24 protein-coding genes are annotated in these 24,924 nt (G+C 52.1%); 17 read left to right on the top strand and 7 right to left on the bottom strand.

The window, feature by feature from the left end; translation table 11 throughout:
- The first annotated feature begins 54 nt into the window (after positions 1 to 54).
- The 6 genes from FCL42_RS11310 to ndk all read left to right on the top strand — a co-directional run bounded on the left by FCL42_RS11310 (position 55) and on the right by ndk (position 4,453).
- Positions 55 to 750 (top strand): HupE/UreJ family protein, encoded by a 696-nt coding sequence (locus tag FCL42_RS11310; RefSeq protein WP_136863531.1) that lies wholly within the window; start codon positions 55 to 57, stop codon positions 748 to 750.
- Positions 751 to 796: 46 nt separating this feature from the next.
- On the top strand, positions 797 to 1,342 hold the full coding sequence (locus FCL42_RS11305; protein WP_136863530.1) for a hypothetical protein: 546 nt from the start codon (positions 797 to 799) through the stop codon (positions 1,340 to 1,342).
- A gap of 207 nt (positions 1,343 to 1,549) precedes the next feature.
- A complete protein-coding gene (hypA, locus tag FCL42_RS11300; RefSeq protein ID WP_136863529.1) occupies positions 1,550 to 1,891 on the top strand; it encodes a hydrogenase maturation nickel metallochaperone HypA in 342 nt (113 codons plus the stop codon).
- 2 nt (positions 1,892 to 1,893) lie between these two features.
- Positions 1,894 to 2,889 (top strand): hydrogenase nickel incorporation protein HypB, encoded by a 996-nt coding sequence (hypB, locus tag FCL42_RS11295; protein ID WP_136863528.1) that lies wholly within the window; start codon positions 1,894 to 1,896, stop codon positions 2,887 to 2,889.
- 457 nt (positions 2,890 to 3,346) lie between these two features.
- Positions 3,347 to 3,910 (top strand): hypothetical protein, encoded by a 564-nt coding sequence (locus FCL42_RS11290; protein ID WP_136863527.1) that lies wholly within the window; start codon positions 3,347 to 3,349, stop codon positions 3,908 to 3,910.
- A gap of 111 nt (positions 3,911 to 4,021) precedes the next feature.
- Positions 4,022 to 4,453 (top strand): nucleoside-diphosphate kinase, encoded by a 432-nt coding sequence (gene ndk / locus FCL42_RS11285; RefSeq protein ID WP_136863526.1) that lies wholly within the window; start codon positions 4,022 to 4,024, stop codon positions 4,451 to 4,453.
- Between the two features lie 585 nt (positions 4,454 to 5,038).
- Here the strand turns inward: ndk and FCL42_RS11280 are convergent.
- Positions 5,039 to 6,100, bottom strand: a complete 1,062-nt coding sequence (locus tag FCL42_RS11280; protein ID WP_136863525.1) for a CNNM domain-containing protein — start codon at positions 6,098 to 6,100, stop codon at positions 5,039 to 5,041.
- Positions 6,101 to 6,253: 153 nt separating this feature from the next.
- Here FCL42_RS11280 and FCL42_RS11275 point away from each other — a divergent pair, with 153 nt between their 5' ends.
- From FCL42_RS11275 to der, 8 genes are all read left to right on the top strand, one after another.
- Positions 6,254 to 7,372 (top strand): bifunctional tRNA (adenosine(37)-C2)-methyltransferase TrmG/ribosomal RNA large subunit methyltransferase RlmN, encoded by a 1,119-nt coding sequence (locus FCL42_RS11275; RefSeq protein WP_407644373.1) that lies wholly within the window; start codon positions 6,254 to 6,256, stop codon positions 7,370 to 7,372.
- 30 nt (positions 7,373 to 7,402) lie between these two features.
- Positions 7,403 to 8,167 carry a type IV pilus biogenesis/stability protein PilW gene (gene pilW / locus FCL42_RS11270; RefSeq protein ID WP_136863523.1) on the top strand — a complete coding sequence of 255 codons (765 nt, stop codon included), beginning with the start codon at positions 7,403 to 7,405 and terminating at the stop codon, positions 8,165 to 8,167.
- Positions 8,164 to 9,168: a cytoskeleton protein RodZ gene (gene rodZ, locus FCL42_RS11265; protein ID WP_136863522.1), complete on the top strand. Its 1,005-nt coding sequence runs from the start codon at positions 8,164 to 8,166 to the stop codon at positions 9,166 to 9,168. Before pilW ends, rodZ begins: the two co-directional genes overlap by 4 nt.
- 8 nt (positions 9,169 to 9,176) lie before the next feature.
- The gene (ispG, locus tag FCL42_RS11260) at positions 9,177 to 10,286 is read left to right on the top strand and encodes a flavodoxin-dependent (E)-4-hydroxy-3-methylbut-2-enyl-diphosphate synthase (RefSeq protein WP_136863521.1); all 1,110 of its coding nucleotides are present in this window, start codon (positions 9,177 to 9,179) and stop codon (positions 10,284 to 10,286) included.
- A gap of 83 nt (positions 10,287 to 10,369) precedes the next feature.
- A complete protein-coding gene (gene hisS / locus FCL42_RS11255) occupies positions 10,370 to 11,647 on the top strand; it encodes a histidine--tRNA ligase (RefSeq protein WP_136863520.1) in 1,278 nt (425 codons plus the stop codon).
- Positions 11,648 to 11,660: 13 nt separating this feature from the next.
- Positions 11,661 to 12,266, top strand: coding sequence for a YfgM family protein (locus FCL42_RS11250; protein WP_136863519.1), 606 nt, complete (start codon positions 11,661 to 11,663; stop codon positions 12,264 to 12,266).
- 11 nt (positions 12,267 to 12,277) lie between these two features.
- Positions 12,278 to 13,465: an outer membrane protein assembly factor BamB gene (bamB, locus tag FCL42_RS11245; RefSeq protein WP_229359844.1), complete on the top strand. Its 1,188-nt coding sequence runs from the start codon at positions 12,278 to 12,280 to the stop codon at positions 13,463 to 13,465.
- A 61-nt stretch (positions 13,466 to 13,526) separates the two neighbouring features.
- The gene (gene der, locus FCL42_RS11240; protein ID WP_136863518.1) at positions 13,527 to 15,002 is read left to right on the top strand and encodes a ribosome biogenesis GTPase Der; all 1,476 of its coding nucleotides are present in this window, start codon (positions 13,527 to 13,529) and stop codon (positions 15,000 to 15,002) included.
- 44 nt (positions 15,003 to 15,046) lie between these two features.
- Here the strand turns inward: der and FCL42_RS11235 are convergent, their stop codons facing one another.
- The 4 genes from FCL42_RS11235 to FCL42_RS11220 form a co-directional block, all read right to left on the bottom strand.
- Positions 15,047 to 15,280 (bottom strand): hypothetical protein, encoded by a 234-nt coding sequence (locus FCL42_RS11235; RefSeq protein WP_136863517.1) that lies wholly within the window; start codon positions 15,278 to 15,280, stop codon positions 15,047 to 15,049.
- A 48-nt stretch (positions 15,281 to 15,328) separates the two neighbouring features.
- Entirely contained in the window at positions 15,329 to 17,815 is a 2,487-nt protein-coding gene (locus FCL42_RS11230; RefSeq protein ID WP_136863516.1) for a hypothetical protein, read from the bottom strand.
- Complete coding sequence (locus FCL42_RS11225; protein WP_136863515.1) at positions 17,812 to 18,567, bottom strand: fimbrial biogenesis chaperone; 756 nt, start codon at positions 18,565 to 18,567, stop codon at positions 17,812 to 17,814. The genes FCL42_RS11230 and FCL42_RS11225 overlap by 4 nt, the downstream gene beginning before the upstream one ends.
- Positions 18,568 to 18,668: 101 nt before the next feature.
- Positions 18,669 to 19,112: a DUF4402 domain-containing protein gene (locus FCL42_RS11220; protein WP_136863514.1), complete on the bottom strand. Its 444-nt coding sequence runs from the start codon at positions 19,110 to 19,112 to the stop codon at positions 18,669 to 18,671.
- A 192-nt stretch (positions 19,113 to 19,304) separates the two neighbouring features.
- Between FCL42_RS11220 and FCL42_RS11215 the strand changes: the two genes are divergently transcribed.
- Positions 19,305 to 19,760, top strand: a complete 456-nt coding sequence (locus FCL42_RS11215) for a hypothetical protein (RefSeq protein WP_136863513.1) — start codon at positions 19,305 to 19,307, stop codon at positions 19,758 to 19,760.
- On the opposite strand, the gene xseA is transcribed toward FCL42_RS11215, so the two are convergent.
- A complete protein-coding gene (gene xseA / locus FCL42_RS11210) occupies positions 19,757 to 21,091 on the bottom strand; it encodes an exodeoxyribonuclease VII large subunit (RefSeq protein ID WP_169308368.1) in 1,335 nt (444 codons plus the stop codon). The genes FCL42_RS11215 and xseA overlap by 4 nt on opposite strands.
- Before the next feature lie 126 nt (positions 21,092 to 21,217).
- Between xseA and guaB the strand changes: the two genes are divergently transcribed.
- Together guaB and guaA are read left to right on the top strand one after the other, a co-directional pair.
- Positions 21,218 to 22,681, top strand: coding sequence for an IMP dehydrogenase (gene guaB / locus FCL42_RS11205; protein WP_136863512.1), 1,464 nt, complete (start codon positions 21,218 to 21,220; stop codon positions 22,679 to 22,681).
- Between the two features lie 109 nt (positions 22,682 to 22,790).
- Positions 22,791 to 24,365 (top strand): glutamine-hydrolyzing GMP synthase, encoded by a 1,575-nt coding sequence (gene guaA / locus FCL42_RS11200; protein WP_136863511.1) that lies wholly within the window; start codon positions 22,791 to 22,793, stop codon positions 24,363 to 24,365.
- Between the two features lie 59 nt (positions 24,366 to 24,424).
- Here guaA and FCL42_RS11195 read toward each other — a convergent pair whose 3' ends face one another.
- On the bottom strand, positions 24,425 to 24,907 hold the full coding sequence (locus FCL42_RS11195) for a hypothetical protein (RefSeq protein WP_136863510.1): 483 nt from the start codon (positions 24,905 to 24,907) through the stop codon (positions 24,425 to 24,427).
- Between the last annotated feature and the right edge of the window lie 17 nt (positions 24,908 to 24,924).

Here is a 24,924-nt window from a genome sequence, read left to right as displayed (position 1 = left end):
GCCCCTTGGGGGAGGGGCTCCCACCCTAACTAAAAGTAAAAAGTGAGAACTCTCATGAGTCAAACCATAGGAAAGGCCACTAGTTGGATAGTGTTGCTGCTGGCTTTATGTGCTTCATTTTCGCTGTGGGCCCACGGCGTCGATGATGACACTAAGCAGTTTTTAACGGTAAATCAGGGAGTCAATATCCTTCCCTACATGTACATCGGTGCCAAGCACATGGTCACGGGCTACGACCACCTGCTGTTTTTGGTTGGTGTTATCTTTTTCCTGTTCCGCGCCAAAGACGTACTGATCTACGTCAGTCTGTTTACCCTAGGGCACAGTATTACGCTGCTGTATGGGGTCTTGGCGGACGTGCATGTGAACGCGTATCTGGTGGACGCCATCATCGGCCTGTCTGTGGTCTACAAAGGTTTTGATAATCTGGGCGGCTTTAAGCGGTTACTGGGGTTTCAGCCAAATACCAAATGGGCGGTGATGATCTTTGGTCTGTTCCATGGATTTGGTTTAGCGACCAAAATTCAGGAGTTCAACCTGCCCAGTGACGGTTTGGTATCGAACATCCTTGCCTTCAATGTAGGGGTTGAAATTGGTCAGTTTCTGGCTCTTGGTGCCGTACTCATTGCCATGTGCTTCTGGCGGTTGCATCCCAGTTACCTCAAGTTTGCCAAAGTGAGCAACGTGCTACTGATGAGTGGCGGCATGATGCTGTTTGGGTACCAGCTGACGGGCTATTTGGTTAACTAATTGATTAGAACAAGAAATAAAAAAAACAGAGAGTTAAGGATTTATCATGAGTGAATTTAACGCACCGGTTTATTCGGTATCGACCCTAGTGAAGGCGACGGTAGCAGCAGCGGGTATCGCCGCGGTGGTCTTGGTGAGCTGCATTTTGCCCGCCGAATACAACATTGACCCAACGGGATTAGGCAAAGCCATGGGGTTAACGGAGTTGGCTGAAGCCGCGGCAACGCCGCCAGTAGTGGATCTCAAACAACAATTGAAATCCCCACAAGTCCTTGCCGAACGCAGCGATCAGGTGACGGTGACGGTGGCTCCGGGTAAGGGCATCGAATATAAGTTGTTGATGGAGCAGTACGGTCATCTTGAGTATCAGTGGAAAACCGATGGCGTCGAGCTCTATTTTGATTTCCATGGGGAGCCGAAAGGAGATACCACAGGCTACTTTGAGAGTTTTGCCATCACCACATCCGATGGCATGAAGGGCTCCCTCACTGCTCCTTGGGCGGGATCCCATGGTTGGTATTGGAAGAACAACAGTGACCAAGCGGTTGTGGTTACTCTGTTTATGAAGGGGAACTACACCATTAAAGGTTAATTGGGCTTAATGAGGATCGGCGTGTCGCAAGCCGATCCTCATTCGACTTCTGTTAATTTGTGATCCCTGTCTGTGGTTTTTCTGATTCAGAACAAAGTTTATCTCTATAGATGCTGAGTATTATGACTGCCCGACACTGCACTGAGCAGACTAGTCAGAAGAGTATTCCTCTTTGATAGGGTATTTATAAACAAGGATGATGCGTCTATGCATGAGATGTCATTGGCAGAGGGGATCGTTCAGATCATTGAGCAGCAGGCACAAAGCCAGCAGTTTCAACGCGTTAAAGAGGTACAACTTTCCGTTGGTGAGTTGGCTGGCGTTGAAATTGAAGCGCTGCGATTTGGTTTTGATGCGGTAACCCGTCACACCTTGGCCGAGGGCAGCCGTTTGGTCATCGACACTACGCCCGGCTTGGCGTATTGCTTTGATTGCGCCAAACAGGTGCCACTGTCTCGGCGTGGCAATCCATGCCCTCTTTGTGAAGGGCACAGTTTGCAGGTGGTTGATGGCACTCAGATGCGCGTCAGTTCGCTGGAGGTTGAGTAACCATGTGTACCGTATGCGGCTGCGCCGAAGGTAATCTGAAAATAGAGGGTGAAGATCACCATCACCACCATGATCATGATCACAGCCATGATCACCACCACGACCACAGTCATGCCCATGACCATGGTCACCAACGTGCTCACCCTCACGGCCACGAGCCGACTTCTACTCCAATTGTTCACCATCATTATCACCATCAAGGTGATGTCCACCACCATTATCACTACCACATTACAGAGTCTGCAGTTCAGCCAGATGCAAAACCGGCAGTGACAGGGTTCTCCCCTGAGCGCGATGGTGACAATCTGCATTATGGTCAAGGCCCTGCTCACGCTCATGCACCGGGCATGAGCCAAACTCGCATGGTTCAGATTGAGCAGGACATTTTGGGCAAGAATGATGACTTAGCGGCCATCAACCGTCATCGCTTTGCCCATGGCAAGCAGTTGGTGGTCAATTTGGTATCCAGTCCTGGGTCAGGTAAAACCACATTATTGACGGAATCTTGCCGCCGTATTGGTAGCGATAAAGTGGTGGTGATTGAAGGGGATCAAGAGACTGCCAATGATGCCGACCGCATTCGAGAAACTGGGGTGCGAGCCATTCAGGTCAATACCGGCAAGGGCTGTCACTTAGATGCAGCCATGATTGGCCGCGCCTGCGACCAATTGGAATTGGTTGGCGGCGAATTGGTCTTTATCGAAAATGTAGGCAACCTTGTGTGTCCTGCAGGCTTTGACCTAGGTGAAAAACACAAGATCGCCATTTTGTCGGTGACCGAGGGTGAAGATAAACCACTTAAGTATCCCGACATGTTCGCAGCGTCTAGTTTGATGCTGGTAAACAAGATCGATCTGTTGCCACATCTGAATTTCGATCTACAGCTTTGTATCGACAACGCCAAGCGGGTAAATCCTGACATTGAGGTGATCTGCGTTTCTGCAACCTCGGGTGAAGGTATGGATCAATGGTTGGCATGGTTACAATCGCAAAGCTAAGGGGCAGCCACAACTGGTGACTAAAGATCGCGGGTAAATGATTCCGCACCGTTGGTTTTTATGCAGATTTTTTGCAAAAAAAGTAACTTTCTCAGGAATCATTTTCCTTGCGAAGTTGTCTCAGTTTTATTGAAACTGTAACTACCCGTAATGTGCAGAACGATGAGAATGGTATTCGTTACTTGGAACCAGCGAATGGCCAATATCTACGGGGAGATTGAAATGGTAATCGCCACATTTGTCTCATTAATGGGATAAAAAGGTTTTTTTTTAATCGCCGAGCACGTATGTTGTTCAATTGATGAGCGAGGTTGACTCGCTCTTGGCATCAATAGTTGTCGAATTCAGTGCGAATGATTGGAATACGCCTCGATAATTTGGGCATTGGTTCTTTATTCCGAGCGCAGTGAAGGGATTGGTGGTGAAAATCGTCAAATAATCCAGGGCGGAAATAATAATGCAACCGGACATCCGCAATACTTATACAGAGAGTTCACCCAGCGCTTCGGTGCAGGCCAGTTTTCCTGAATGGAAATATCGTTTCATTCTTCGTAAATTGGCGCTTAAGCGTGGCGAGAAGGTGCTGGTGCTATCGCCGTGTGAAGAGGGGTTTGTCCGGATACTATCCCAGCAAGTTGGCGAACGTGGCCAAGTTCATATTCTCGCCCGAGATAACCAAGACGTCGCCCTCCTGAAACAGCAATACGCCGATCTGCCCAATGTCGCTATCCACCCCCGCGGCCCAAGCCTTAACTCCATCAGTTATCAAGCCCTAGTGTGGCTTCGCAGCGAAGATCAAATCACCGATGATAATTACAAGGCACTTCAGTTTGGCTGGCGGTTGTTGGCTAACTGTGGTCGAGTGATGGTGGTCTTTCCTCAGAGCCTAGGTTGCTGCACCTCAAAAGAGCTTAATGGCGTAATAGAGCAGGGCAACGAGCTCGGTTTCGTTACCCGTTTGCGCCGTTGCTGTGACGAGCACAGCATGTGGATTGGGGTCAAATATCAAAGTAAATTGTGAGCTTTGAGGTTATAAAGTCTCCAGCGGCTGTGATTTAGGTCGAGATCTTTGTCAGCTTTTGGCATATAATCCGCGCCAATTAATAACGACATACCAAAACTGGAGCAGAAAATGGCGATTGAACGCACTTTTTCTATCGTAAAACCCGACGCTGTTGCTAAAAACCTGATCGGTGCTATCTACAACCGTTTCGAAAACGCTGGCCTGAAAATCATTGCTTCTAAGATGGTTCACTTGAGCCGTGAGCAAGCTGAAGGTTTCTACGCTGAGCACAAAGAGCGTCCTTTCTTCGGCGCACTGGTTGATTTCATGACCTCTGGTCCAATCATGGTTCAAGTTCTGGAAGGCGAAAACGCAGTTCTGGCTAACCGTGAAATCATGGGTGCTACCAACCCAGCTGAAGCCGCTCGTGGTACCATCCGTAGCGATTTCGCTAACTCCATCGATGAAAACGCGGTTCACGGTTCTGACGCCGTTGCTTCTGCTGAGCGCGAAATTGCTTACTTCTTTACTGCTGAAGAGCTGTGCCCACGCACTCGCTAATCGTTCAGTAGATAAAGACCTAAAAGGACGCCTTTGGCGTCCTTTTTGCGTTTTAGAGGGCGGTATACTTTCCGAATATGGAAATTGAGTAAAGTCGGTAAAGTGTCCTTCATTCTCTTTGGGGTTAAAAATTAGAAGCGGTGCTTGCTTAGTTAGGGAATATGCCTCCGGCGGGCAAGGGGTTTCACCCCTCTGCACTCCCCTTAGCCGATGACGGGACGTATCTCCTCATTCTCGCTTACATTCAGCTTTGGCAACGGCCCGATGCGTCATCCCTGACTTAGCGGGCCTCTCGGACATCCTGTCCTCGGCCTTGCTTCATCGTAGCGTCATTTCGGCGTCCCGAGTCGGTAAGAGGCTCCCGCATCAGAATTAAGAGTTGGTGAGTTATCAGCGATGACGGTTCCGAGTACGTTTTCACTGCAAAAGTGAATTAGCAATCGATAGGTTTTAAGGTGTCAGCTTAATGTTGGCTAGCCCCTTGCCCGCCGGAGGAGTTAAATAGCTGACTTTATAGAAAGTTTGAAGGGATATAAAAAAGGCGCCATTGGCGCCTTTTTCTTGCTTAGAGTGCAGCAGAGAAGATTATGCCTCTTCTGAGTCGTTGTCGCTCAATTGAATGCGGTGCTTCTTCTGGCGCTGCTCCCACAGTTTTTTCGCCACTTCCTGCATGTCAGCAGCAGGGTCGTTAAGGTCAACAATTTCTAGTCCCAACAGGGATTCGATGATGTCTTCCATGGTCACTAGGCCCAGCACGCTGCCGTACTCATCGACCACAATGGCAACCTGAGTGTGGCGTTTCAGAAGCTGCTCGAACACTGCCATCAGCTTAGTGCCTTCCGGCAGCACCAAGATTGGCTTTTTCAGAGAGCGCAGTGCTTTCTCAGGATTGTTCTTTTCCGCGAGCAACACCTCGGCGCGATGAACGTAACCGACGATGTCATCACGGTCTTTGTCATGCACTGGAATACGGGTAAAGGTAACGTCAGCATTTTCCGTGACGAACTCGGTGAGGTTCAGGTGCTGGCTGGCGGAATGGATCACCGTTCTTGGGGTCATCACCGCCGTTACCGGTACTTCACGGGCATTAAGCAACTGCTTGAGAATGTTGGACTCCTGCTTGTCCAGTTCCCCCGCTTCATGGCCAATTTCCGCCATGGCGCTCATCTCCGCGCGAATGTAATTACCTTGCTCGCCCTTACCCATCAGTTTGGTGACCTTGAGAGACATCCATACCAGTGGCTTGGTGAAGGTCACCATCCAGGTCAGTGCCAGAGAAACACTTGGAGCTATGGTACGCCAGTAGTTGGCACCCAGAGTTTTAGGAATGATCTCGGACAGGAAAAGAATGCCTAGGGTCAATACGGCAGAGAACACTCCTAGCCATTCGTTACCAAACACCTTGGTGGCTTGGGCGCCAGCACCCGCAGCACCTGCGGTATGGGCAATGGTGTTTAACGTTAGGATGGCCACTAGAGGCGCCTCAACATCGGCTTTTTGTTTTTCCAGTCGAGCTGCTGCCTTAGGGTTAGTTTGCTTTAGATTGGCGATGTAGCTTGGCGTTACGCTGAGCAGTGCCGCCTCGAAGATACTGCAGACAAATGAGACGCCAATGGCAACGGCAATATAAATAACTAAAAGTAGCATTAAGGTTTATCAGTAAGAATGAATGAGCTGTAGTGTATCATGAAGCGGAGGCACTGCTACTAATAGCGACGACGCGGCTTTGGCTAGACTTTATTACCGAGATGCCTGTACAATTGCGCGCCATTTTTCGGGCTAGAATCGAGGAGTAATCTGATGACTGAAAAGGTCAACCTACTGAATTTGGATCGCCAAGGACTGCGTGCTTTTTTTGCCGAGATTGGTGAAAAGCCGTTCCGTGCCGATCAGCTAATGAAGTGGATCTATCATTTCGGTCAGGATGACTTCGAACAGATGACCAACCTGAACAAAGGGTTGCGTGCAAAGCTGTCCGAAATGGCGATCATCGAAGCGCCGCAGATCGCCGACAGTCAACATTCCAGCGATGGCACCATCAAGTTCGCCATCGATGTGGGTAATGGTCAGGAAGTGGAAACCGTTTACATCCCTGAGGACGATCGCGCCACTCTGTGCGTGTCGTCTCAGATTGGTTGTGCTCTGGAATGCAGCTTCTGCTCCACGGCTCAGCAGGGCTTTAACCGCAACCTGACTACCGCTGAGATCATCGGCCAGGTTTGGCGCGTGGCCAAATATTTAGGCTTTACTAATGACTCGAAACAGCGCCCTATCACCAACGTTGTGATGATGGGCATGGGCGAACCATTGCTAAACGTTTCCAATGTGATTCCAGCGATGAACCTGATGTTGGATGATTTAGGCTTCAGTCTGTCTAAGCGCCGCGTGACGCTATCGACCTCCGGTGTGGTTCCGGCTCTGGATAAGCTGGGGGATCAGATCGACGTAGCGCTGGCGATCAGCTTGCATGCCCCAAATGATGAGCTGCGTAACGAGCTGGTTCCGGTCAATAAAAAGTACAACATTCAGCAGTTTTTGGCGTCCGTGCGTGGCTACCTAGGTAAGTCGTTTGCCAATAAAGGCCGCGTTACCGTTGAGTACGTGATGCTGGATCACATCAATGACAGCATGGAACAGGCCCATGAATTGGCGGAATTGATGAAAGACACGCCATGTAAGATCAACCTGATTCCATTTAACCCTTATCCGGGCAGCCCGTACGGTAAAAGTTCTAACTCGCGCATTGATCGCTTTTCTAAAGTATTGATGGAGAAGGGCTATACCGTTATTGTACGTAAGACTCGTGGCGACGATATTGACGCCGCTTGCGGGCAATTGGTCGGTGATGTTCGCGACCGCACCAAGCGAATGCTAAAAAAACGCATGCATGGTGAACAAATTTCAGTAAAAATGAACTAACTGAGACTACCTATTTCAGTTGGAGGCACCATGCGCACAGGATTGGCGGTGGTGATATTACTGCTCAGCGCTTGCGTAAGTCAGACCACACTTGATGGACAACCTGTGGTACGCGAAACTGATCAGCCGCAGCGAGTCGCTGCGGAGCGGGTGGCACTGGCTATGGCCTACATGGAGCGTGGTCAGTACTCCCAAGCTAAGGCGAATTTAGAACGGGCCGAAGCGCTAGACCCAGATTCAGAATCGTTGCTGCTGGCAGCGGCGCTCTATTTTGAGCAGGTCGGAGACGTTGATGGGGCAACTCAAAGCTACTTAACTGCTCTGAAACGTGCTCCAGATAGCGCAGATCTACGAAATAACTACGGTGTGTTCCTCTGCCGAGAGAAACGTTACGAGGCGGCCCAAGAGCAGCTATTGCTGGCGGTCAATCAGCCTCACTATCGGCAACAGGGAAGCACTTATGAAAATTTGGCTCGCTGCGCACTGCAGGCGGGGCAGGTTAACGATGCTGAGCGATATTTTGGGAGGGCGTTAAAGTATGATCCCAATCGCACCAGCATTTGGCTAGAACTGGCAGAATTGTCGCTTTCTCAGAAGCGTTTTGACGATGCCGGTGAGGCGTTGGCACAATTTCACGCTGTTTCGCCAGCGACGGCCTCTTCCCTCTGGCTTGGGGTAGAGATCGCCATAGCGGCCGAGCGCCGCCAGACTGCTCGCCACTTTGGTGCGCGGTTGTTGCTGGATTATCCAGACTCGAAACAAGCTAAAGCATACCGGGCAAAGAATTACCAATGAACGATATCGAGCAACACCAACAACAAGAAGAAGCAAAGGTGAACACGCCAGGGCCGCTATTGAAAGCGGCTCGGGAAGCAAAAGGGATGACAACCCAGCAGGTGGCGCAACGCTTAAGTTTGCGCCGCTCGGTGATCGAAGGCATTGAAGCCGATGATTACGAATCCAACTCGTCATCCACCTATCTTCGCGGCTATGTCCGCAATTACGCTCGCTTAGTGGGCGTATCTGAACAACAGATCGTTGACGCTTTGGCATCGATTCACATCGAAGATAAGCCGACGGTAATGCAAAGTTTCTCCAAACGCACCAGCAAACAGCAGCGAGACAGTCGCTGGATGTTGATCACCTGGGTGATCGCTCTGGCTCTGATCGGGCTTTTGGTGTGGTGGTGGCTGTCGAAACCGCAGCCGTTGAGCGAGCTGACTTCACAGCTAAGCTTACCTGCGGTGGAAGAGCAAGCGCAGGTGACTGAGCCTGCAGCACAACCGGTGTTGCAGCAACCAACCATTCAAGTGGCTAAGGCCCAGCCTGAGCAGACAACTGACTCCGTTGAGCCAGCCGCGTCTCAAGAGGCCGAAATGCCGGTGATCACCGAGGTGGAAACCGCCGCTGAGCCTGAAACCAGTACTGCCGACTCTCAGTCCAGTGCTCCGCAAATCAGTGCTCTTGAAGTCAGTGAGCCAGTGGCGGAGGTGATCGATACCACCTTAGCAGCGGCAGAAGCTCAAATCGATGCACCTGCAGAGCCAGTTGTGGCTCATGACACCTTAAGCCTTAGTTTAAGTGGTGATTGCTGGATGTTGGTTCGTGACGCCGATGGTAACACCCTCGTGGAAGGGTTGAAGCTGCAAGGCTATCAGACCGAGATCACCGGTTCTGGGCCGTTTAAAGTTAAGCTAGGCGCGCCAGAAACCGTGGCTCTGTCCTTAAATGGTAAAGCAGTGGACATGTCCCGTTACCGCCCTGGCAAAGTTGCTAACCTCACGTTGTCTAATTAAGGTTTCCCATGCAACACGAATCCCCAATTAAACGTCGTCCAACTCGCCAGGTAATGGTGGGGAACGTCCCTGTGGGCGGCGGTGCGCCAATCTCGGTGCAGTCAATGACCAATACTCGCACTACCGATGTGGATGCAACTGTCGCTCAGATTGAAGCCATTGAGCGCGCTGGTGCTGATATCGTGCGCGTATCCGTGCCCACCATGGAAGCGGCGGAGGCCTTTAAAGCGATCAAGCAGCGGGTCAACCTGCCTCTGGTGGCCGATATTCACTTTGATTATCGCATCGCCTTGAAGGTGGCCGAATATGGTGCCGATTGCCTGCGAATCAATCCTGGTAATATCGGTAATCAGGAACGCATCAAAGCGGTGGTGGATGCCGCTAAAGAGCGCAACATTCCAATTCGTATCGGCGTCAACGCTGGGTCTTTGGAAAAAGACATTCAAGAGAAGTACGGCGAACCCACGCCGGCGGCTCTGGTTGAGTCAGCCATGCGCCACGTACAGATTTTGCGTGATTTTGAGTTCGATAACTTCAAAGTCAGCGTGAAAGCCTCAGACGTATTCCTTGCGGTGGACGCCTACCGTCTGCTGTCAAAAGAGATCGAACAGCCGATTCACCTTGGCATTACCGAAGCGGGTGGCCAACGTGCTGGCGCGGTGAAGTCTGCCATCGGTTTAGGAATGCTGCTAAATGAAGGCATTGGCGATACTCTGCGAGTGTCCTTGGCTGCTGATCCGGTAGAAGAGGTCAAAGTGGGCTTCGATATTTTGAAAAGCCTGCGCATTCGCTCCCGTGGCATCAACTTTATCGCCTGCCCGTCGTGCTCCCGTCAGGAGTTTGATGTGATCGCAACGGTAAATGAGCTGGAGCAGCGTCTGGAAGACGTGACCACGGCCATGGACGTATCCATCATCGGTTGTGTGGTTAACGGTCCTGGCGAAGCCTTAGTGTCCGATTTGGGCCTAGCTGGCAGCAATCGCAAGAGCGGTTTCTATGTGGATGGTCAACGTCAAAAAGAACGTCTGGATAACGACAAGCTGATTGAACTATTGGAAGAGCGTATCCGCAAGCAGGTTGCCATCAAGCAACAGCAGATTGACGTCAAAGAGATTTAAATTTAGGTTCTAACACCTCGTGAAGGTGAGTTTGGCTTTATCCAGCTCACCCTACGGGGTTTTACTTTATTAAAGAGAGTATTGTGAGCAAACAGATTCAAGCGATTCGCGGCATGAACGATTGCCTTCCGCAAGATACGGTGAAATGGCAATGGGTTGAAGCGGCACTGCGTGATACCGTCGGCAGCTTTGGTTACCAAGAGATCCGCACGCCAATCGTCGAAATGACCGGATTGTTTAAGCGCGCCATCGGCGAAGTCACCGACATCGTTGAGAAAGAGATGTACACCTTTGAAGATCGCAATGGTGATTCTCTGACTCTGCGCCCTGAAGGAACGGCGTCGACGGTACGTGCGGGTAATCAACATGGTTTGCTCTACAACCAGGAACAGCGTCTGTGGTACATGGGGCCGATGTTCCGTCACGAACGCCCTCAGAAAGGTCGCTACCGTCAGTTCCACCAGTTTGGTGTGGAAGTGTATGGCCTAGGCAGTGCGGATGCCGATGCCGAAGTGCTGATGATGTCTGCACAGCTGTGGAAGCGTTTGGGCATTGAAGATCAGGTTCGCCTTGAGATTAACACTCTGGGCAGCAGCGACGAGCGTGCCGCTTACCGTGATGCGTTGGTGGCCTTCTTGGAGCAGCACAAGGCGCAGCTGGATGAAGACAGCCAGCGCCGTATGTACTCAAACCCACTGCGAGTTTTGGACTCCAAAGATCAAGGTGTTCAGGCTCTGCTGGCGGATGCGCCAGCGCTGATGGACTACCTCGGCGAGGAATCCAAGCAACATTTTTCAGTTTTATGTGAACTGCTGGACGCTGCTGGCATCGAATACCGAGTAAACCCTCGTTTGGTTCGTGGTTTGGATTACTATAACCACACCGTTTTCGAGTGGATTACCGAGAGCCTCGGCTCCCAGGGAACCGTGTTGGCTGGCGGTCGTTACGACGGCTTGGTTGGCCAGTTAGGCGGGAAAGACACACCTGCCGTTGGTTTTGCTTCCGGTATTGAGCGTTTGGTTTTGCTACTGGATACCCTGGGTAAATTCGATGCACTACCAAGTGGCGTTGATTGTTACGTGTGCGCCATGGGTCAAGGCACCCTGAGCAGTGCCATGGCACTGTCGCAGCAGTTGCGTAGCGAGGCTGGCCTGAAAGTGATGACTCACTGCGGCGGCGGTAACTTTAAGAAACAGATGAAACGCGCTGATAAGAGCGGTGCTTTGGTGGCACTGATCATCGGCGAAGATGAACTACAACAAGGCGTAGTGACGGTTAAACCACTGCGCACCGAAGGTGAACAGGCGCAAGTTAGCCGTGATGAGCTGGCAGCGACCTTGTTAAACCTGATTAAGGCTTAAGGGGATAGTCCAAGTGGAAATCTACAGCACCGAAGAACAACAAGTCGAAGCGATTAAGTCGTTTTGGAAAGAGTACGGTAACTCCATCATTGGTGGTGCCGCCATTGGCCTAGCAGGTCTGTTTGGCTGGAACACCTACCAAGACTATCAGCGTGAACAAGCGGAAGCGGCTTCGGCAGCATTTGAATCTGCCATGAATCAGGTGGGTGCCACCGATCAGATGACCAAGGCGGTTGAAGAGCTGAAACTGGCTCACGGCAGCAGCGCGTACGCGGATCTGGCTACGTTGACTCTGGCTAAGGCGGCTGCTGATGCCGGCAACCTGTCACAAGCAGAAACCTACTTGACCGAGGTTCTCGCCACCATTGATGCCGACTTTAAAGGTCTGGTTCAGTTGCGTCTGGCCAAGGTGCAAGGTGCTCAGTCTAAAATGGACGAGGCTTTAGCCACCCTGGCGGGCATTGATAACGAAGCGCTGAGTGCGCAAACCAATGAACTTAAAGGCGATCTGCTGCGCCAAAAGGGCGATCTTGCTGGCGCTCGAGAAGCGTACCTAGCGGCTCAGGCTGCGGGCGGTAGCCAAGAGCTACAAATGAAGATTGACGATCTGGCCAACTAAGGATGAGTCTGATGGGTGCAAGAAAAGGATTGCTGGCCGGACTCATGATGGTCGCCCTGGCTGGTTGTTCCTCTAACGATGAGGAAGAGATCGGCATTCAGGTGTCGCCATTGCCAGAGATTAGCTCTAGCGTCTCAGCCAAGGTGTTGTGGCAAGCCAGTGACGGTGATGGTGTGGGCGACTATTGGTCAAGCCTGTCTCCGGATGTGGGCTACGGTAAGGTGTTTGTTGCCGAACGTTTTGGCCTAGTTAGCGCATACGATCAGGAAAGCGGCAAAAAGCTGTGGAGCCAGAACCTGCGCCGAATATTTGCCGAAGGCGCCTTGGTGAAGAACAACGGTGCACGCTTGTCTGCGGGCATCAGCCACGGCTTTAACCGAGTTTACATCGGCAGTGAGAATGGCGTGCTGTTCGCACTCGACCAAGAAACCGGCGAGCTGTCATGGCGAGCCGATACCCGAGGCGAACTGCTGTCGGATCCGGCGGTCGTTGACGGCTACGTAGTTGTGAACACCGGCTCGGGCAAGGTGCAGGCTTTTGATGCGGAAACCGGCGAAGCCAAGTGGACCTATGAATTGACCATGCCATCCTTGGTGCTTCGTGGTACCAGTGGCATCAACGCCAGCCAAGGGGCGGCGCTGTTAGGTTCAGCTGACGGTAAATTGGTCGCGGTATTCTCAGAGCAGGGTGCTCCAATTTGGGAAGCGCGCCTAGCGGAAGCCAGTGGCTCTAGCGAACTGGATAACGTGGTAGACGTAGACAGCAAACCGTTGATTTTGGGTAGTACGGTGTACGCCAGTGCTTTCAATGGCAACCTTGCGGCGGTTGAGCTTCGTAACGGCCAGATTAAGTGGAAGCGTCAGTACTCCTCTTTCTCACCTCTGGCGCTGCAGGGCAATGATCTGTTCCTGACCGACAGCGACGGTGCGGTGTACTCAGTGGATCGCCAAAATGGTTTGGAAAACTGGGCAAACTCCCAGTTGACTGGCCGGGTGGTGACCGGTCCGGCCGTCTATGGCGATTATCTGCTGGTAGGCGACTTCGAAGGTTACTTGCACATGCTGCGCCGCGATAGCGGAGAGCTGGTTGGTCGCATTCAGATCGATGGCTCGGGCATCTACACTCAGCCTCTGGTGGTGGACGATAAAGTCTACGTTCAGACTCGAGGTGGTCGCATTGCCGTGGTGACAATTCAGTAAGTCGCTGCTAAACTACTGCGCCCCCAATCTTGGGGGCGTTTTTATTTGAGAGGTTTTCACCATGATGCCAGTGGTAGCCCTGGTTGGGCGTCCGAATGTGGGCAAATCGACCCTATTTAACCGTCTGACCCGCACGCGGGATGCGCTGGTGGCAGACTTTCCCGGTTTGACTCGTGATCGTAAGTACGGCCAGTCCAAACTGGGTGAGCACGAATTTATTGTGGTGGATACCGGTGGTATCGATGGCACCGAAGAGGGCATCGAAACTAAGATGGCCGAGCAATCGCTGGCGGCCATCGACGAAGCCGACGTAGTCCTGTTCCTTGTGGACGCCCGTGCTGGCTTGACCGCCGCGGATCAGGCCATCGCTCAGCATCTGCGTAGCCAGCAGAAAGACGTATTTTTGGTGGCCAACAAAACCGATGGCATCGATGCCGATTCTGCCGTGGGTGAGTTCTACGCCTTAGGGTTGGGGGAGATCTACCAGATCGCCGCCGCACAAAACCGAGGCATCTCTCAGCTGATCAACTTGGCGTTGGAACCGTTCGTGGAGCAGTTCGTCGGCGATGAAGACCGCGCTGACGATGAGCATGACGAGTTTGCTGACGTGGAGGAGACCTTCACCGAAGAGGATGCGGAAGCGCAGGCTAAGCGTTTACAGGATCAGCCAATTAAACTGGCCATTGTCGGTCGTCCTAACGTGGGCAAGTCAACCCTGACCAACCGCATCTTGGGTGAAGAGCGTGTGGTGGTGTACGACATGCCCGGTACCACTCGCGATTCGGTCTTTATCCCGATGGAGCGTGATGGCCGTGACTATGTACTGATCGACACCGCTGGCGTTCGTCGTCGCGGTAAAGTGCATGAGACCGTTGAGAAGTTCTCGGTGATCAAGACGCTTAAAGCCATTGAAGAAGCCAACGTGGTATTGCTGACCATTGACGCTCGTGAAGGCATTTCCGATCAAGATCTGTCGCTACTGGGCTTTACCCTGAACGCAGGCCGAGCACTGGTGCTGGCGGTGAACAAGTGGGATGGGCTGTCTAACGACGTCCGTGAAGAGATCAAGCGTGAGCTTGACCGCCGTTTGGGCTTCATCGACTTTTCCCGAGTGCACTTCATCTCCGCATTGCACGGTACTGGCGTCGGTCACCTGTTTGAGTCGGTTCAAGAAGCGTATGCTGGTGCCACTCAGCGCCACAGCACCTCGGTACTGACTAAGATCATGAAGATGGCGGTAGACGATCACCAGCCTCCGATGTCCCACGGTCGTCGTATTAAGCTGAAATACGCCCACGCGGGCGGTTACAACCCACCAATTGTGGTGGTGCACGGTAACCAGGTTAAGGATCTGCCTGATTCCTATAAGCGTTACCTGATGAACTACTACCGCAAGTCGCTAAAGATCATGGGTAGCCCAATTCGGATTCAGTTCCAGGAAGGCGCCAACCCGTTCGATGGTCGCCGCAAGAAATTAAGCGGAGACGATCTGAAGAAGCGTAAACGCGTGGTTGCCCATCTGCGTAATCGTCGCTAAGTGAACTTAAGAAGAAACGAGCCTAACGGCTCGTTTTTTTGTGTCTACAGGTAATCTACCTGAATGTAGGTGCGAGTGCTGGGTGGCGTGTTTGCCTTGGCGCGTTTCGGCGCGGAAGGTAAGGGCATTGGGGTGGACTGGATCTCCCGAACGGAGATCTGCCGGTCTGAACGGGCATCAGCTTGCGGCTGAAGCAGCGCTTCCACCTGCAGTGATTCTGGCATCACCAGTTGAAAATTGGCCTGTAAGGTCAAGGTGGTCAGCAGCCATAAGGGCACAATCAGCGGTCTCCACGTCTTCCACAGGAAGAGTGTAGACGATTCTACTTATTGCTGAGGTAGGTAGATTGTGCCTAAGCTCACAATTTCGCCATCTGCAGAGAGAGTGACTGGATATCGATGGTTTCTCAGTTCGAGTTCGTAGGCGCCAGGTGGGATGCCGTCGAGAACAAAAACGCCATCAAAATCAATAACTCCACGGCTTTGTAGAGCCCCATTTTCTGTGCGAAATAGTCGAACTTCCATCCCTTTGGCTGCAACCTCTTCACGGGCTGCCGTCGTCATCATTACTCGCCCTTCAATTTCGCTGGTCATGACCACCGCCAAACTGATCCGTTCGACCAAACCACTGTGTAGCTGCAGGTGTTTGGTGACAAATGAGGCCTTCATAAAGGGATCGGGTAAGCTGGCTTCGATCAGCGCGAGACGAATGGTGCTGTCAGCGGGCAGATCCGTCAGCAGCAGTTTGCCGTTATTATCGGTTTCGCTTTGCGGTTTGCAGCCACTGCAGCGAAAGCCGATGCCCGCCAGTCCCGGTTCATCCTCATTTTGGTGACCATCACCATTTTGATCCCAATAAGCGGTGATCTCCATGGCCCCTTGGGTGGTTAAGTCTTGGGCTGACCAATGCCATTGGTTGTTGCCGGTCTGCCACAGGGAACCAGTGCTAAGCTCCATGCGGGCGAGGTAGTCCTCGTCATTGCCACTGAGGCTTACACTAAACAACCATTTGGGAAACTGATAATTAAGGTATTGGGACAGAAACCATTTCCCTTTGGTGGTCGGCAGGTAGCTAAGCTCGGTGGCGGCGGAGTTACGTTGACTCAAGGGGTAGTTGAGATTGACGCCAACTCGAGCCAATTCGAACTCCGGTTGCCAGGAGAGATCGGCGCTGCCGCGAATTCTGACTTTGTTCGCTCGGCCAGATAGGGTGAATTGCTGGGTGATTTTACTGTGCTGATGATCTTGCCAAAGTAGGCGATGCACCCAGTTTCCAAGCTTGGAACGTCCTTGGGTTTGCACTGTGGTGTTGGTGTAGTTACCCGATTCTCCTTCGGCCTCGAATTGCCAGCCTAATTGTTGCCAATAGCCGAACAGCCGGGTGTTCCAGCGCCACTGGTTGGCTTCATGGAGTTCTACGCTACTGTCAAAATCGGAGAGGTAATCGGCATTGAATTGCCAGTTCCAATCACCAAGGTAGCCTTGAGAGCTAAATTCCAGCGCATAACCTTGCGCTAATTGCTCGATAAATCGAAATTGGCTCAGGGTATTAAACAGTTGACCAGACAGTACCGCGCTGACGTAGCTTCCTCCGCCACGGTGATCAAGGTTTTGCTGAGCCAGCCCTAACTGCAGGCTCCACTGCTCTGATAGCCCCATTCCCCAGTTAAACTGCGACTCTATGCCTTGGTTATCTTCCCTTTTAAGGGCGCTTAGCTGCCACTGCTGCTCTCCTTGTTTCAAGATGCTGGTGTCTACCGGCCTGTCGAAACTGAGCTGCTGCCGCTCGCCATTTGGCCCGTAAAGCTCGATCACGAAGCGGTTGCTGCCTAGATACAGGGGAACCTGCTCAAATCGATAGCGTCCTTCGGAGTTGATGCGCTGGGCGTCCAGCAGTGCGCCATTGCGATAGAGCTCTGCGTCCCAGCCAATAGGCGCTGGGCCTTCCAGTAAAATGGTACTGATGTCATCGGCACCTAGGCTGTCGCCCTGAGAGAGGCTGGCCCCCCAGCCCAGTTGACCACCAAAGAGTAACGGGCTGGCTTGGTTGGTGATGGAGCCGAAGCGATAGAAATTCATCAGTGGCGTATCGAGCTGCTTTTGAAGCCCCAAACGTAGCCTATGGGTGTCTTCATCCAGCACTAAGTAGAGGTCGCTTTGATGATGAGCGATGTCGGATATGGCGTCCAACTGCAGGCTAAGATCGGTATCGCTACCATCTTGATTCAGGCTAAGTTGGCCATAGAAACTGGGATCGCCAATTGCCGCATTGGCACTGATTTCGGGTTTGGGTTCCCGTTGGCGTTGCTGGCGCTTTTCGAGTTGTTGCTGCCGCTGCTGTCGGGCCCACAGAAGATCAATGGGCAATTCGACACGGCTGGTGAGTGCCAATTGTTGATTGAGCGCGTTGTAGTCGACGTCCAGTTGCCACCAAGTTGCCATTTGCGGGGCTGGAATAAACAGGTCCCAATCGTCGTTTAGCATGCCATCGAGCTTAATGTACGGCTGCCCGGCTCGGCTTAATAAACCCGATTGCAGCCGAAACCAGTGGTCATCGTGGCCAAGTTGACCCTCGACTTGATTGTGGTCAAGATCCACAAGAGTTTGTAGCTTTAGGAGTTCACTGAGCTGCTGTATTGGTAGGTAGAGTTCGCCGTCAAGATCGTAAGCCAGCAGGTCATCACTCAGAATCTGAGAACGATACTGTAGCTGTAAAACCAAGGGCTCGGCACGATTGATGTCGATGCTACTTCCCAAGGCTTGAGAAAAGCTGGCCAGCAGCCACAGGCTGATGACCACAAAGGGGGATCTCAAATTTGAATTCGAATGTCGAGGTCGCCGCCGTACTCTTCCGCTTCCTTAAAATGAAGCTCTATGGGGGTGTCGTTATTCACCGAAGCCTTCAAAGGGATCTGAATCTCTCGGCTTAAGGTTTCACGGTAAAAGACAATGCCCTCTTTGCTGCCAAGCTCCACCAGTTCGCCGTTTTGCTGCTGATGAAGGGTCAGTCGGCCATAGATAGAGCGATTGCCTTGAGCATTGAGTTTTAATGTCAGCTCGGTAGGGGCGCGGCTAAGTTCTTCAAACTGCAACTGCTGGCGAGTGTCACCTTTGCGGGCGATGATGGGGATGGACATCGCCATCAATGGCCTCATGGCAAATTGCAACGCCTCCTCGCTGTCCTGCCCTTTGAAGGTCGCTGGGGTCGGGATCTGCTTCATCTGCAGGTGGCTGCGGTATTCACCATCTTCTGCATCCCGTTTGAGCCGCAGTGCCAAACGGATGGTTTGGGATTCTCCGGGGGCCAAGGTCACCCGTCGAGGGGAGTACCTGAGCATTGATTTCAAGCTATGAGGGGAGCTCTCAATGGTTTTGATTTGGCCATTGGTATCCATGACTTTATCGATGAGACTGATTTCGAACTTTTGCGTCTCTCCCGAGGTGTTCTTCAGCAGCACGCTGTCGCCGCGTCCTGGCTCGATCACTAACCGGTGAGGAGAGATAAGTAAGTTTGCCTGTGTCGGCAGGGTGCAGAGAAGGGCTAATGCCAATAGAAGGTGTTTCATAGAAACTTCTCAACTAACGTTTTTATTATTTTTGGCGTTTTTATTATTCATGGGCGGCTACCAACAGGCAGCCGCAATACTAGGCTGAACCAGAGTTCGGCTTAGTTGTAGTCAACGGTTACGGTGTAATCCAGGCTGCTACCGGACGCGCCAGCAGCAATGTCCAGAGTACCGCCAATGGCGATGTCCAGATCACCACCGGTCAGGGAGTTGATGGTGCCGTCAAAATCAGGGGTGAAAGTGACGTTGTTGGCAGAGGAACCGACAACGTTCAGGGTGATGGCGGCATCAGCGGCACCAGTAATTTTGACACTACCGGCAGCAACACTGCCACCCAAGCATCCAGCACCGGTGGCGGTGCCGGCACGGTCTAGCACACACTGAGAGCCAGCGGCACCGCTAACGTCACCAAAACTCAGTTCGGTATTTTCAGACAGAGCGATTGGAGCAATCAGGTTATAAGTGGCTTGAAGAGTAATATCTGCAGCCATAGCTGAAGTAGCGATTACCGCAGAAGCGGCCGCTGCAAGAGCAATCTTTTTCATTAATACAATTTCCCAAAGTCGTTATTTACGCCCCAAATCCACTGGATTCGACTGCGGGCCAATTTCCATTTGTCTAGCGCACTAAGTCAAGATGTTACACGAATGAAACATCTTGATATAAATTAATAACAAATTTACTCTCGCAATACTACAGTAAAATACTCAGATAATTTTCAGGGCTGGAAAGTTTTGGTGACTCTTGTACTTTTTCTTCTTTTATCAGTGAGTTCCTCGGTGATGGCGGCGGTTTCTATCACTGAAATTCAAGGGCTTCATTATCCCTCTGTTATACAAAATACAAATAAGAGCAGTAAGGTAGTTTTGACTTGGAAAGGCACTTTAGGGGGATCGACGAATGTGGAGTTGGTGGATCAGTTCTACCACCAAGCCAAATTTAGAGTGACCTCAAATGGAACTAGTCCTATTTCCATAAACGTCACTTCCTTAGGTAATGAGGCTAAGGTTTCGCTGAGAGGTTTTAAAATAAGATATAAAAATAAAACCTATAAGAAATTTCCCGTAACCGGGTTGGACAATCCTGGATTAACGGGGGAGGAGATCTGGCTAGGAGCTCAGGTCAAAGCTGGAAAGCGGGCCAAACCGGGCCTTAAACGGCCCGAATATTTGCTGGAGATCAACGACGACTAGTCGTTGGATTGGTGAGTCACGGTTACTGTTAACTGCCCCTGATGCAGGCGAGCGGTCAACTCGTCCCCTAGTGCTACCTGTTCTGCTGAGGTTAGCGCGACTCCCTGTTGATTTTGCAAAATGCTGTAGCCGCGGCCAAGTACCGCCAAGGGGCTAATGGCGTTTAGTGCTTGTGCTTGGCTTGCCAGTTGCTGGTGCTTGCTTTGTTGCAGCTGTTTCATCCCTTGGAGCAGGCGGCCATTAAGGCTGTTCAACTGTTGTTGGCCAGATTCGATTTGGCGACTAGGATGAACCCCTTGTAGTCTCATGGCCAGTTGCTGCAGTTGTTGAGAGGCGCTGCCTAACTGCTTTTCCATCTGGTAATTCAGTTTGAGCTCCGCTTCGTCTAAGCGCTGGCTCAAGGTCTGTAATTGGCGCTTGGGGTGGCTGGCTTGCAGCCGTGACTCGAGTAGGTTCAGTCTCGCCTGTTGTTGATGCAACTGTTGTGACAACGCCGATTGCAAACGCCCTTGTAGGTTGGCGATCTCTCGACGCTGGTGGCTGTTATCACCACTGAGTTGCTCGGCCGCCGCCGATGGTGTTGGGGCTCGAAGGTCGGCAACAAAATCGGCAATGGTCACGTCTACCTCGTGGCCTACGGCGCTCACTATCGGCAGGTAGGAGTCAAAGATGGCACGCGCGACCGCCTCTTCGTTAAAACACCAGAGATCCTCCAACGAACCGCCGCCGCGAGTCAGCAGCAGGCAGTCTACTTCATCTCGTTGATTGGCAATCTCAATGGCCCTGCAGATTGCTGGCGTCGCTTCTCGACCTTGAACCAAGGTGGGGTAGATGATCACCTCCAAAGAGGGGTTGCGGCGCTGAAGCACGCTGAGCACATCGTGGATGGCAGCGCCGGTTGGGCTAGTGATTACCCCTAGACGCTCAATGTGGCTGGGTATGGCTTGTTTCGCGCCAGAGGCAAATAGACCTTCGCCAGCCAATTGCATCTTTAACTGTTCAAACTGCTGCTTGAGCAGGCCGTCGCCAGCGGGTTGCATCGAGTCGATGAGCAGCTGCATGTCGCCACGAGGCTCGTACAGAGTAACGTTGGCACGCACCAATACCTGCATGCCATTTTCTGGCCTAAAGCCAACGCGGCTATTACGTCCTCTAAACATGGCGCAGCGAAGTTGGCTGCGTTCATCCTTCAGAGTGAAGTACCAATGACCCGAGCCAGGACTGGCGAAATTGGAGATCTCGCCACTGAGCCAAACTCGGCTCCATTGCTGTTCCAGAGCGGCTTTTAGCTGACGATTTAGGGCGGAAACGGTGAGAATCTGGTTAGACACAACGGTAGGTATTTTTGAGGTGATCCTCAATTATTAACAATAAAGCATTGCAGAGGCAAGGCCGAATCTCTATAATTTGCCGGCAATATTTTACAACTCTAACAACCCTACCGGTGAAATGTTGCCATGCTAAGAATTAAACAAGAAGCTCTGACCTTCGACGACGTCCTACTCGTTCCTGCGCACTCTACTGTGCTTCCTAATACCGCCGAGCTTGGCACCCAACTGACCAAATCCATCCGTCTGAACATTCCTATGGTGTCCGCAGCCATGGATACCGTGACTGAAGGCCGTCTGGCCATCGCCATGGCGCAAGAGGGTGGCATCGGCTTTATCCATAAAAACATGAGCATTGAGCAGCAAGCGGCTCAGGTTCGCATGGTGAAGAAGTACGAAGCGGGCATGGTGGCCGATCCGGTTACCGTTACCCCTGAACTGACCATTGCTGAGCTGAAAGTCATCTCTGAGCAGAATGGCTTTGCGGGTTACCCAGTGGTAAATGAAGCCAATGAATTGGTGGGCATCATCACTGGCCGTGACGTTCGTTTCGTTAACGACTTGAGCTTGAAAGTCTCCGACGTGATGACTCAGAAAGAACAACTGGTCACTCTGAAAGAGGGTTCCCCTCTGGCGGATGCTCAGCAGCTGATGCAGGCTCACCGCATCGAGAAAGTGTTGGTCGTTAACGACGCTTTCCAGCTGGCGGGTTTGATCACCGTAAAAGATTTTGAGAAAGCCGAGCGTAAACCTAACGCCTGTAAAGATGAGCAGGGTAGCCTGCGCGTTGGTGCTGCGGTTGGTGCGGGCGGCGGCAACGAAGAGCGCGTTGCGGCTCTGGTTGAAGCCGGCGTTGATGTCATTCTGATTGACTCCTCCCACGGCCACTCCGAAGGCGTACTGCAGCGCATTCGTGAAACCCGTGAAGCCTTCCCTAACGTGCAGATCATTGGCGGCAATGTTGCCACCGCAGAAGGCGCTAAGGCCTTGATTGAAGCCGGCGTAGATGCGGTGAAGGTGGGCATTGGCCCTGGCTCTATCTGTACTACCCGTATCGTTACTGGTGTGGGCGTGCCTCAGATCACTGCCGTATCCGAAGCCGCTTCCGTGGCCAGTGAGTATGGCGTCCCAGTGATTGCCGATGGTGGTATCCGTTACTCTGGCGACATGGCCAAAGCGATTGCCGCTGGTGCTAGCTTGGTAATGGCTGGCTCTCTGTTTGCTGGTACCGAAGAAGCCCCAGGTGAAATTGAACTTTATCAAGGCCGTGCCTTTAAGTCCTACCGTGGTATGGGCTCACTGGGCGCCATGACTAAAGGGTCTTCAGACCGTTACTTCCAGAGCGATAACGCCGCGGACAAGCTGGTTCCAGAAGGCATTGAAGGTCGCATCGCCTACAAAGGTAAGCTGAAAGAGATCATTCACCAGCAACTGGGCGGCCTGCGCTCCTGCATGGGCCTAACTGGCTGTGGCACCATTGACGACCTGCGCACTAAGGCCGAATTTGTTCGCATCAGCGGCGCTGGCATCAAAGAGAGCCACGTTCACGATGTGACCATTACTAAGGAAGCCCCGAACTACCGCATGGGCTAAGTTCCGAAAAGGTAGACTGAGTCTGCCTTTTTACTCCCCGCTTCTTATGTGAAGCGGGGATAAACCTCTGAAAATTTATCTCTACCCCATAACGATAAAGAGAATTTAGATGACCAACATCCATGACCATCGCATTTTGATTTTGGACTTCGGCTCTCAGTACACCCAACTGATTGCTCGCCGCATCCGTGAGATCGGCGTTTACTGTGAATTGTGGGGCTGGGACGTATCTGAGCAGCAGATTCGTGATTTCAACCCAACTGGCATCGTGCTTTCCGGTGGCCCAGAGTCGGTGACCGAAGCCGATTCCCCTCGTGCGCCTGAGTATGTATTTAATGCGGGCGTGCCAGTACTGGGCGTGTGCTACGGCATGCAAACCATGGCTGAGCAGCTAGGCGGTAAAGTATCAGGCTCTGAGCTGCGTGAATTTGGCTACGCCCAGGTGAAAGTACTGGAAGCCACCAAGCTGTTTAGCAACATCGAAGATGCCATCGCCGATGACGGCAATGCGCTGCTGGACGTATGGATGAGCCACGGCGACAAGGTGACCGCGATTCCTGAAGGCTTTACCAAGATTGCGGAAACCGAAACCTGTCCGTTTGCGGCCATGGCTGACGAATCTCGTCGTTTCTACGGTGTGCAGTTCCACCCTGAGGTGACCCACTCTAAGCAGGGCAAGCGCATGCTGGAGCACTTTGTTCTGGACATCTGCGGCTGTGATGCCAAGTGGACGTCGGCGGCCATTATTGATGACGCCATCGAGCGCATCAAAACCAAAGTGGGCGACGACAAAGTGATTCTGGGTCTCTCCGGCGGCGTAGATTCCTCGGTTGTGGCCATGTTGCTGCACCGCGCCATTGGTGACCAACTGACCTGCGTATTCGTTGACAACGGCCTGCTGCGCTTGAACGAAGGCGATCAGGTGATGGAGATGTTTGGTGACCACTTTGGCCTTAACATCGTGCGTGTCGACGCCGAACAGCGCTTCCTGTCAGCGCTGGAGGGCGAAAGCGATCCGGAAGCCAAGCGTAAGATCATTGGCCATACCTTCGTTGAGCTGTTCGATGAGGAAGCGTCTAAGATCCAGAACGTGAAGTGGTTGGCACAGGGCACCATCTACCCAGACGTGATTGAGTCCGCAGGCGCTGTCACCGGCAAAGCCCACGTGATTAAGTCTCACCATAACGTTGGCGGTCTGCCAGAGGATATGGAGCTGGGTCTGGTTGAGCCGCTAACTGAGCTGTTCAAAGATGAAGTGCGTAAAATTGGCCTCGAGCTGGGCTTGCCGTACAACATGCTTTACCGTCACCCGTTCCCAGGTCCTGGTCTTGGTGTGCGCGTGTTGGGTGAAGTGAAGAAAGAGTATTGTGACCTGCTGCGCCGTGCCGATGCCATCTTTATCGATGAGCTGCACAAAGCGGACTTGTACAACAAGGTCTCCCAAGCCTTTACCGTATTCTTGCCGGTGAAATCCGTTGGTGTAATGGGCGATGGCCGTAAGTACGATTGGGTGGTGAGCCTTCGTGCAGTCGAAACCATCGACTTTATGACCGCCCACTGGGCTCACTTGCCCTATGACTTCCTAGGTAAGGTTTCGAACCGCATCATTAATGAAATTGATGGCATCTCCCGTGTGGTTTACGACATCTCAGGTAAGCCACCAGCGACCATCGAATGGGAATAAGCGAGCGTCGCTAACTCATTATTAGAAAGCCCGGCTGTAAAGAGCCGGGCTTTTTGCTGTTATTGGTAGTGAGTTAATACGCTGTTCGCCAGACGTTCTAACTCCTGCCACTCCACCGCGTCATTGACTAGATTCACCACGTATTCATCGGTCATCACATAGTGAACCAAGATGTTATTGTTGCTGCAGATCACCTGAAAATCGATGCGATTGTCATTGGCTTTGATTTCGCCAAAACGACGACTTTTGATCTCTGCGTCGGGGCAGTGGCCGCCATCGATGATCTGCTGGTAGAGATCCCGAGCTTTGTGAGCATTGTCCAACAATTGTTGTGCTTGGGTTTGATTGAGCCAATAGAGGCCGACGGAATCAACCCCTCGATTGCCGAACATAGACCAGGTTATGCGGTGGTCGCTTTTCTCGACTTTGGTGATGGGTAGGTTGATGTTGTTGCGCTCAATGGTGATGGTCTTTGTCAGGGCTTGGGCACCATGGCTGCATAACAGTAGTGCGCTTACTGCGGCTATCGATCTGAACGTCATCAAGATTCACTCAAATT

Source organism: Ferrimonas aestuarii, from assembly GCF_005116665.1.
Taxonomy (GTDB): Bacteria; Pseudomonadota; Gammaproteobacteria; order Enterobacterales; family Shewanellaceae; genus Ferrimonas; species Ferrimonas aestuarii.
This window is presented reverse-complemented; position numbering and strand designations above follow the sequence as displayed.

Excerpts from the sequence above, each read along its gene's own strand:
- ndk (WP_136863526.1), top strand. The coding sequence starts at position 4,022 with ATGGCGATTGAACGCACTTTTTCTATCGTAAAACCCGACGCTGTTGCT.
- guaB (WP_136863512.1), top strand. The coding sequence starts at position 21,218 with ATGCTAAGAATTAAACAAGAAGCTCTGACCTTCGACGACGTCCTACTC.
- pilW (WP_136863523.1), top strand. The coding sequence starts at position 7,403 with ATGCGCACAGGATTGGCGGTGGTGATATTACTGCTCAGCGCTTGCGTA.
- FCL42_RS11290 (WP_136863527.1), top strand. The coding sequence starts at position 3,347 with ATGCAACCGGACATCCGCAATACTTATACAGAGAGTTCACCCAGCGCT.
- guaA (WP_136863511.1), top strand. The coding sequence starts at position 22,791 with ATGACCAACATCCATGACCATCGCATTTTGATTTTGGACTTCGGCTCT.
- bamB (WP_229359844.1), top strand. The coding sequence starts at position 12,278 with ATGGGTGCAAGAAAAGGATTGCTGGCCGGACTCATGATGGTCGCCCTG.
- FCL42_RS11310 (WP_136863531.1), top strand. The coding sequence starts at position 55 with ATGAGTCAAACCATAGGAAAGGCCACTAGTTGGATAGTGTTGCTGCTG.
- hypB (WP_136863528.1), top strand. The coding sequence starts at position 1,894 with ATGTGTACCGTATGCGGCTGCGCCGAAGGTAATCTGAAAATAGAGGGT.
- FCL42_RS11220 (WP_136863514.1), bottom strand. The coding sequence starts at position 19,112 with ATGAAAAAGATTGCTCTTGCAGCGGCCGCTTCTGCGGTAATCGCTACT.
- FCL42_RS11195 (WP_136863510.1), bottom strand. The coding sequence starts at position 24,907 with ATGACGTTCAGATCGATAGCCGCAGTAAGCGCACTACTGTTATGCAGC.
- FCL42_RS11225 (WP_136863515.1), bottom strand. The coding sequence starts at position 18,567 with ATGAAACACCTTCTATTGGCATTAGCCCTTCTCTGCACCCTGCCGACA.
- FCL42_RS11275 (WP_407644373.1), top strand. The coding sequence starts at position 6,254 with ATGACTGAAAAGGTCAACCTACTGAATTTGGATCGCCAAGGACTGCGT.
- FCL42_RS11280 (WP_136863525.1), bottom strand. The coding sequence starts at position 6,100 with ATGCTACTTTTAGTTATTTATATTGCCGTTGCCATTGGCGTCTCATTT.
- FCL42_RS11305 (WP_136863530.1), top strand. The coding sequence starts at position 797 with ATGAGTGAATTTAACGCACCGGTTTATTCGGTATCGACCCTAGTGAAG.
- hypA (WP_136863529.1), top strand. The coding sequence starts at position 1,550 with ATGCATGAGATGTCATTGGCAGAGGGGATCGTTCAGATCATTGAGCAG.
- ispG (WP_136863521.1), top strand. The coding sequence starts at position 9,177 with ATGCAACACGAATCCCCAATTAAACGTCGTCCAACTCGCCAGGTAATG.
- rodZ (WP_136863522.1), top strand. The coding sequence starts at position 8,164 with ATGAACGATATCGAGCAACACCAACAACAAGAAGAAGCAAAGGTGAAC.
- der (WP_136863518.1), top strand. The coding sequence starts at position 13,527 with ATGATGCCAGTGGTAGCCCTGGTTGGGCGTCCGAATGTGGGCAAATCG.